Raw genomic sequence first — 8746 nt, forward strand, 5'->3', positions numbered from 1 at the left:
CCAGCTCTACACCCTCCGCGACAAGGTCGCCTCGCTCGGCTTCGCCGCCGTCTTCGAGGAGCTGTCCCGCTTCAGCTACGAGCAGGTGGAGTTCGCGGGCTACCGCCAGGGCACCGGCGACATCACATTGCCCCAACTGCGCAAGCTGCTGCGGGAGTACGGGCTGCGCGGCATCGGCAGCCACGTCGGCTACTACTCCGACGATCCCGCCGACTACACCTTCGCCACCCAGCTGGAGAAGGTCCTGGACGACGCCGCCACCGTCGGCGTCCCGCACGTCGGCACCGCATCGAGCCCGGACCGCTACGGCCGGACCGTCGACGCCTGGAAGCGGGCCGCGGAGGACTTCAACACCTACGGGGCCGCGGCACGCAAGCGCGGCCTGAAGTTCTACCAGCACAACCACCAGATGGAGTTCGGCTTCGCCGATGACCGGCCCGACGTACGCCTCTACGACGTGCTGCTGGCCGAGACCGACCCGGACCTGGTCTTCCTGGAGATGGACATCTACTGGGCCTACGCCGGCCAGTACCGCTTCAGCGTCCGCCCCGACGGCACCCCGGCTCCCTTCGACCCGCTCGACTACGTCCTCGCGCAGCCCGGCCGCTACCCGCTCTTCCATGTCAAGGACGGCGAACACGACGAGACCTCGGAGGACGGGTACCGCATGGTCGACGTCGGTGACGGCGACATCGACTACCGCCGTTTCCTGACGAAGGTCGGCCGCACCCACGGCGGCCGCAGGGACCACAACTGGCTGGTGGAGCACGACAATCCGGCCGACTCCTTCAGGACGGCCCGCCGCTCCGCGGCCCATTTGCGGTCGCTGCGGGGCAGCGGGCACTGAGAGAGGCGCAACGCAGACAGCGGCCGGGCCACCCATGGGGAGAGGTGGCCCGGCCGCTGCCGGATCTGTCTTCCTCCGTCACTCCGCTTCCCGGCTGATCGGCTGGGGATTGGGCTTGATCAGCGATTTGCGCGGCCGTCCCGGCGGGTGCAGGAACAGAGCGACGATGCCGGCGAGGAGCGACGTGCTGCCGGCGAGCCAGAACGCACCGCCGTAACCCCACGAGGCGACGACCATGGAGCCCAGACCCGCGCCGGCTATGCCGGACAGCAGCTTGGAGCTGTAGACCATGCCGTAGTTGGTGGCGTTGTTGTTCTCACCGAAGTAGTCGGCGGTCAGTGCCGCGAACATCGGGAAGATCGCGCCACCGCCGAAGCCGGAGATCATCGAGCAGAGCAGGAACAGCGGCATCGACCTCGCCTCACCGGACAGCAGGATGCCGAACTGCGACAGCCCGAGCACGGCACAGACGAAGAGCAGGCACTGCTTGCGGCCGTAGCGGTCGGACAGCCAGCCGATCACGCCCCGGCCGGTGCCGTTGACGATGGCCTTCAGCGACATGGCGGTGGCGACGATGCCGCCCGCGAAACCCATTTCGTTGCCGAAGGGCACCTGGAAGGCGATACCGAAGATGTTCACGCCGGATGTGCACAGCAGGCAGAACCACATGATCGGCACACGCCCGGTCTGGAACGCTTCCTTGGCGGTGTACTGCTTGACCGCCGGCGGATTCTTCGCCAGTGCGCGGCGTGCACGCGGGTCGTCCGGTGTCTTCAGCGGATCGACGTGGGCGGGCCACCAGTTCTTCGGCGGGTCCTGGAAGAAGGAGCCCGCGACGGCGACGACCGCGGCCAGGAACACACCGACACTCACCAGCACCCACTTGAAGTTGCCGGTGTCCATGAAGCCGGTGAAGATGAACACGAACGGCACCGAGCCGTAGGCGAAGCCGCCGTTGACGAAGCCGGTCTTGCCGCCTCGGCGCTCCGGATACCACTTGCCGACCATGTTCACACAGGTCGCGTACACCGCACCGGCGCCCATGCCGCTGAAGACACTGAAGCCGATGTAGGCCATGATGACGTTCGGCGAGTACGCGAGCGCGAGATAGCCGATGAACGTGCCGAGCGCGCCCCACATCATCGCTTGCCGTGCGGGGAAGCGCCCGTTCTCGCGCAGCTTGCCGACGGGGAAGGCGACGCCTCCCTGGAAGAGGACCCAGATGCCCATCATCCAGAAGATGTGTGCACTGTTCCAGCCGTGCGCGGTGTGGAGCGTCGACTCGGCGGAAGCGAACGCGTACTCCGCCGAGGAGATCCCCATCATGCCGATCCACGGCAGGATGACCATCCACTTGCGATGGCGTCCCATGATGTCGATGTCGGACTCGCCTACGCGGTAGGTCCGACCGTTCTTGTCGGTCACCTCCCGGTACGGGAGAGCCGTTGGAACTTCTGTTGTTGTCATGTTTTGCACCCCTTGCGTGGAGAGAGTCTGGCCAGCGCCCCCTGTCCGGATCTCTTGCTTGGTGCGATGTTGCGGTGCTGCGTTCAGCTGTCTTCTCAAGCGGTGGCCGGGCGGATCGAGGAGTCCGCCTGACCGCCGCCGGGCCCCGCCGGTGGTGGGGCGCAAGTCCCCACCACCACGGAGCAACTCCGCAGCACGGGCCCTACAGGAGCCCCGCCGCCCGCGCCCACCGGTACTTCGCACCGAGGACGGCGACCGGCTTCTCCGTCGTGTACGGGTACGCGACCACCCCTCGTTCGAAGAGGTACGCGCACGCTTCTTCCACCTCCACATCACCCGCGAGGGATGCCACCACCGGCTTCTCGATGCCCTTCTCCCGTGCCTCGGCCACGACCCTGGCGGCCAGTTCCGCGAAGACCATCGGCGGCGTGACGATCGTGTGCCAGTAGCCGAGCACCAGGGAGTGGATGCGCGGGTCCTCCAGGCCGAGCCGGATGGTCGCCTCGTAGGTGGAGGGCGGCTCGCCGCCGGTGATGTCCACCGGGTTGCCCGCGGCGCCGAACGGCGGGATGAAGGCGCGGAAGGACTCGTCCAGGTCCGGCGGTATCTCCATCAGCGACATGCCGTTGTCGACGATGGCGTCCGAGAGCAGCACACCCGAGCCGCCCGCGCCGGTGATGATGACGGTGTTGTCACCCTTCGGCGTGGGCAGTACGGGCAGCGCCCGCGCGTACTCCAGCATCTCGTTCAGACCCGGCGCACGGATCACGCCCGCCTGCCGCAGGATGTCGTCGTAGACGGCGTCGTCGCCCGCCAGCGCGCCCGTGTGCGAACCGGCGGCCTTGGCGCCCGCACTGGTGCGGCCCGCCTTGAGCACCACCACGGGCTTCTTCGGTACGGTCGCCCGTGCCGCCTCCACGAACGCCCGCCCGTCCTTGAGGTCCTCCAGGTGCATCGCGATGCACTCGGTGTGCGGGTCGTCGGCGAAGTAGGTGAGCAGGTCGTCCTCGTCCAGGTCGGACTTGTTGCCGAGCCCGACGATCGCCGAGACACCGGTGTTGGTGCTGCGGGCGAACCCGAGAATCGCCATCCCGATGCCGCCCGACTGGGACGTGAGCGCCACACCGCCCTTGACGTCGTAGGGCGTGCAGAAGGTGGCGCACAGGTCCTGCCAGGGCGAGTAGTAGCCGTAGATGTTCGGGCCGAGCAGCCGCACGCCGTGCTTCTCGCCGATGGCCACGATCCGGTCCTGCAGCTCCACTTCGCCGGTCTCGGCGAAGCCGGAGGGGATGAGCACCGCGTTCGGTATGCCCTTGGCGCCGACCGCCTCCAGGGTGTCCGGCACGAACTTCGCCGGGACCGCGAAGACCGCCACGTCCACCTCGCCCGGCACGTCGGCGACCGACTTGTACGCCTTGCGGCCGCAGATCTCGTCGGCCTTGGGGTTGACCGGGTGGATCTCGCCGGGGAAGCCGCCGTCGATGAGGTTGCGCATCACCGAATTGCCGATCTTGCCCTGCTCGTTGGAGGCGCCGACCACCGCGATGGAGGCCGGCTGCATCAGGCGCTTCATCGAGACGCGGATCTCTTCGGGCGTGTACCGGCGCCGCTCCCTGGGCTCCTCATCGGTGAGCAGGATGCGGATGTCGGCGGCTATCGCCCCGCCGGGTGAGGCGAAGACGGGGTTGAGGTCGACCTCGGCCAGCTCGGGGAAATCGTGGGCGAGCCGGGAGACGGCGACGATGACATTCGTCAGCGCCTCCCGGTCCACGGGCTCGCCGCCCCGTACGCCCTTGAGGATCTCGGCCGCCCCGATGCCGTCCAGCATCGAGTGCGCGTCCTCGGCGGAGGCGGGCGCCAGCCGGAAGGTGACGTCCTTGAGCACCTCCACCAGCACGCCGCCCAGTCCGAAGGCGACCACCTTGCCGAAGGTGGGGTCGGTGACCGTACCGACCAGCACCTCCTGGCCGGGCGGTGCCATCTGCTGTACCTGCACGCCGAGTACGCTCGCGTCGGCGTCGTAGGAGCGGGCGTTGCCGACTATCTCGCAGTACGCGCTGCGTACCTCCGCGGCCGAGGACACCCCGACCTTGACGCCTCCGGCGTCGGTCTTGTGCAGGATGTCCGGCGAGACGATCTTCATGGCGACGGGGAAGCCGATCCGGTCGGCCAGCTTCACGGCGTCGTCGGCGGACTCCGCCAGGCCCTCGTCGGGCACCGGGATGCCGTAGGCGTCGGCGACGCGCTTGCCCTCGGGGGCGGTCAGCGCGGTGCGGCCCTCGGCGCGGGCGGCGTCCAGTACCGCCCGTACCGTTTCCTTGTCCGGCGTGCGGGGGCCGTTGTTCTGGTCCTGCGCCATCGGTCAGATCACTCCGTTCGTCTTGAGCTGCGCCAGTTCTTCCTCGCCGAGGCCCAGTTCCCCGACGTACACCTCCTCGTTGTGTTCGCCCAGCAGGGGCGAGGAGGTGATTTCCACGGGGGAGTCGGAGAGCTTCATGGGGGAGCCCACGGTGGTGAAGGAGCCTCGTTGGGGGTGCTCGACGTCGACGATCATCCCGTTGGCGGCGAGGGATTCGTCCTCGGCGATCTCCTTGGTGGACAGGATCGGACCGCAGGGGATGTTGTGCGCGTTGAGTACGCCCAGCACCTCCCACTTGGGCAGCGTGGCCGACCATTCCTCGATCAGCTGGAACATCTTGTCCAGCTTCGGCAGCCGGGCTTCCGGGGTGTTCCAGTCCGGGTCCTCGGCCAGTTCGGGCCGGCCGATGAGCTTGCTCAGGGGCTCCCAGCCGACGGGCTGCACGATCACGTACACGTAGTCGTTGGGACCGCCCGGCGCGCACTTGACCGCCCAGCCCGGCTGTCCGCCACCGGAGGCGTTGCCCGAACGGGGCACCTCGTCGCCGAAGTCGTCGTTCGGGTACTCGCCCAGCGGGCCGTGTTCCAGCCGCTGGTGGTCGCGCATCTTCACCCGGCACAGGTTGAGCACCGCGTGCTGCATGGCCACGTTCACGCGCTGCCCGCGCCCGGTCCGCTCACGCTGGAGCAGCGCGGCGAGGATGCCGGCGACGGTGTGCACACCGGTGCCGGAGTCGCCGATCTGCGCACCGGTCGCCACCGGCGGTCCGTCCTCGAAGCCGGTGGTCGACATCGAGCCGCCCATCGCCTGCGCCACGACCTCGTACGCCTTGAAGCTGGTGTACGGGCCCTCGCCGAAGCCCTTGATGGACGCGTAGACGAGCCTGGGGTTGATCTGCTTGATGCGGTCCCAGGTGAAGCCCATCCGGTCCACCGCGCCGGGGCCGAAGTTCTCCACCAGCACGTCGCTGCGCCGGATCAGCTCGGTCAGGATCTCCTTTCCGCGGTCGCTCTTGGTGTTGAGGGTGATGCTGCGCTTGTTGCAGTTGAGCATTGTGAAGTAGAGCGAGTCGACGTCCGGGAGGTCCCGCAGCTGTTTGCGGGTGATGTCCCCGGAGGTCGCCTCCAGTTTGATCACGTCGGCCCCGAGCCAGGCGAGCAGCTGGGTGGCGGAGGGACCCGACTGCACATGCGTCATGTCGAGGACGCGCACTCCGTCGAGTGCCTTGGAGGTCATGGTCGTCGTGCCGGCCACGTCAGTAACATCGGTCACCGCGGTTCACCTCACTTGTACATCGTCTGGTTCATGGTTCCTGGGGCATAGGCGTCGGAGGAGTTGTTGCCGACGATGCCGACGAAGGGCAGGTCGTAGCGGACCAGCGTCTCGAAGTCCCAGCCGGTGAGAGAGAAGGCGCCGTCGGCGGCGTGTGCGGCGACCTGTTCGTGGCGTACGTCGACGACGTCGATTCCTTCGTCGACGCAGCCGTCGTAGATGTCGATGATGTGGCCGCCGCAGAGCGTGTAGATGACCTCCACGCCCTCCGCCTTGAGTGCCTTGGCGACCAGGTGTCCGCCGGATATGAGGTCCCGGCCGTCCTGGCTGTCGTCGGGCATGGTGTATCGAGTCCCTTCGTCGGGTTGGCACACGGTCAGAGCAGATTGCATACAGTCGACGAATACTGTATGAACCTTGTTATCCCGCATCGACTGAGTGATGTCCAGGGGGCGTGCACCGATCGTTTCGAGGATCGACAGGGAGCACACGTGGACCTTTACGAGCACCAGGCGAGGGAACTCTTCGATCGCTACGGCGTTCCGGTACCGGAAGCGCAGGTCGCCGACACGGCCCGCGCGGCCCGGGCGGCGGCAGAGGCGCTCGACGCCGACCGCCACGGCGTCGTGGTCAAGGCACAGGTGAAGACAGGAGGCAGGGGCAAGGCGGGCGGTGTGAAGCGCGCGGCCGACGCGGCAGCCGCCGAGATCACCGCCCGGCAGATGCTGGGCATGGACATCAAGGGCCACACCGTGCACAGCGTGATGCTGGCCGGCCCGGTGGCGGTGGAGCAGGAGTTCTACATCTCCTACGTCCTGGACCGTGCCGCCGGACGCTTCATGGCCATCGCGTCCGCAGAGGGCGGCATGGAGATCGAGGAGGTCGCGGCTGCCCGGCCGGAGGCGGTCGCCCGTATCCCCGTCGATCCGGCCGAGGGCGTGACCGACGAGAAGGCCGCCGAGATCGCCGCGGCGGCCGGACTGCCGGCGGACACCGCGCCCGTGCTGCGCCGGCTGTGGCGCGTGCTGGAGTCCGAGGACGCGCTGCTCGTCGAGGTCAACCCTCTTGTCCGTACGGCCGACGGCGCCATCGTCGCCCTCGACGGCAAGGTCACCCTCGACGACAACGCCCGCTTCCGGCAGACACGTTGGGGTGACGCCACCGAGCCGGCCGAGGCGACGGAGCTGGGAAGGCTGGAGGCGGCGGCCGCCGCCAAAGGGCTGAACTACGTCAAGCTGGACGGCGAGGTCGGCGTCATCGGCAACGGCGCGGGACTGGTGATGTCCACGCTCGACGTCGTCGCGGGCTGCGGTGCCCGGCCCGCCAACTTCCTGGACATCGGGGGAGGGGCGTCGGCGCAGGTGATGGCCGACGGACTCTCCGTCGTACTCGGTGACCCGGCCGTCAAGTCCCTCCTCGTCAACGTCTTCGGTGGCATCACCGCCTGCGACGCGGTCGCCGACGGCATCACCCAGGCACTGGGACGGATCCGGCTGACCAAACCGCTCGTCGTCCGGCTCGACGGCAACAACGCCGAGCTCGGCCGCGCGATCCTCGACGAACACCCACACCCGCTGCTGGAGCAGCGCACCACCATGGACGGCGCCGCCCAGCGCGCCGCCGAACTGGCCACGTCCGCGGCCACGGCCGCATAGGGAGGCGGGAGAGACCATGGCGATCTTCCTCGGCAAGGAAAGCAAGGTCATCGTCCAGGGCATGACCGGCGCGGAGGGCATGAAGCACACGCGCCGGATGCTGGCCGCGGGCACCGACATCGTCGGCGGCGTGAACCCGCGCAAGGCAGGTCAGGACGTCGACGTCGACAACCGCTCGGTGCCGGTCTTCGGGACGGTGAAGGAAGCGCGGGAGGCGACGGACGCCGATGTCTCGGTGCTCTTCGTCCCACCCGCCTTCTCCAGGGCAGCCGTTGAGGAGGCGGCGGACGCCCGTATCGGGCTGGCCGTCGTGATCACCGAAGGCATCCCGGTCCATGACGCCGTCGCCTTCCGCGGCTACGCACAGGAGCGCGGCACCCGCGTCATCGGCCCCAACTGTCCCGGGCTGATCAGTCCCGGACTGTCCAACGCCGGCATCATCCCCGCCGACATCGCGCCCGAGCCGGGCCGCATCGGACTCGTCTCCAAGTCGGGCACGCTCACCTACCAACTGATGCACGAGCTGCGCGAGATCGGCTTCTCCTCATGTGTGGGCATCGGCGGCGACCCCGTCATCGGCACCACGCACATCGACTGTCTCGAAGCCTTCGAGGCCGACCCGGAAACCGACCTCATCGTGATGATCGGTGAGATCGGCGGCGACGCGGAGGAACGGGCCGCCGCCTTCATCAAGGAGAACGTCACCAAGCCGGTCATCGGCTACGTCGCCGGGTTCACCGCCCCGGAGGGCAGGACCATGGGCCACGCGGGCGCCATCGTCTCCGGTTCCTCCGGCACCGCGCGGGCGAAGAAGGAGGCATTGGAGGCGGCCGGCGTCCGGGTCGGGGAGACCCCCACCGAAACGGCGCGGCTCGTCCTCGACCGGCTGGCGTGACCCTGCGCGTATCCGCGCGGAGGCCGGTGCCCCGCCGAGGTCGGTTCGCCACCGCCCGGTACGGATGAACCCATGCAAACCGCCCCGTAGTGCAACGAGAGCGGAGAACCACGATGGGCAACACACTCACACCCCTCGTCCCGCCCACCCTCACCCTCACGCCCGGCACCGCCTGGTCCGACGCCTGGCAGCGCTGCCGCGAGGCCGCGCCCGAGGCGTTCGCCGCCGACGGCCGCGTCCTCAACCTGTGG

The 8746-nt window shown here is 68.5% G+C and carries 6 protein-coding genes and 1 pseudogene; 3 read left to right on the forward strand and 4 right to left on the reverse strand.

Going from position 1 to position 8746, the window contains the following annotated elements:
- Positions 1–847 (forward strand): sugar phosphate isomerase/epimerase family protein (locus tag ACRDP3_RS26760; protein ID WP_431519586.1); only part of this gene is annotated, 847 nt, incomplete at its 5' end.
- Between the two features lie 78 nt (positions 848–925).
- Here the strand turns inward: ACRDP3_RS26760 and ACRDP3_RS26765 are convergent.
- The 4 genes and pseudogenes from ACRDP3_RS26765 to ACRDP3_RS26780 form a co-directional block, all read right to left on the reverse strand.
- Entirely contained in the window at positions 926–2314 is a 1389-nt protein-coding gene (locus tag ACRDP3_RS26765) for an OFA family MFS transporter (RefSeq protein WP_431519587.1), read from the reverse strand.
- A 202-nt stretch (positions 2315–2516) separates the two neighbouring features.
- On the reverse strand, positions 2517–4673 hold the full coding sequence (locus ACRDP3_RS26770) for an acetate--CoA ligase family protein (RefSeq protein ID WP_431519588.1): 2157 nt from the start codon (positions 4671–4673) through the stop codon (positions 2517–2519).
- A gap of 3 nt (positions 4674–4676) precedes the next feature.
- The gene (gene frc, locus ACRDP3_RS26775; protein ID WP_431519591.1) at positions 4677–5909 is read right to left on the reverse strand and encodes a formyl-CoA transferase; all 1233 of its coding nucleotides are present in this window, start codon (positions 5907–5909) and stop codon (positions 4677–4679) included.
- Between the two features lie 158 nt (positions 5910–6067).
- Positions 6068–6286 (reverse strand): annotated as a pseudogene (locus ACRDP3_RS26780) (thiamine pyrophosphate-binding protein); the annotation flags it as partial.
- A 150-nt stretch (positions 6287–6436) separates the two neighbouring features.
- Here ACRDP3_RS26780 and sucC point away from each other — a divergent pair.
- Entirely contained in the window at positions 6437–7600 is a 1164-nt protein-coding gene (sucC, locus tag ACRDP3_RS26785) for an ADP-forming succinate--CoA ligase subunit beta (RefSeq protein WP_431519589.1), read from the forward strand.
- A gap of 16 nt (positions 7601–7616) precedes the next feature.
- A complete protein-coding gene (gene sucD, locus ACRDP3_RS26790) occupies positions 7617–8495 on the forward strand; it encodes a succinate--CoA ligase subunit alpha (RefSeq protein WP_431519590.1) in 879 nt (292 codons plus the stop codon).
- Positions 8496–8746 lie beyond the last annotated feature (251 nt).

Origin of the sequence: Streptomyces sp. (assembly GCF_050698815.1) — a bacterium.
Lineage (GTDB): Bacteria > Actinomycetota > Actinomycetes > Streptomycetales > Streptomycetaceae > Streptomyces.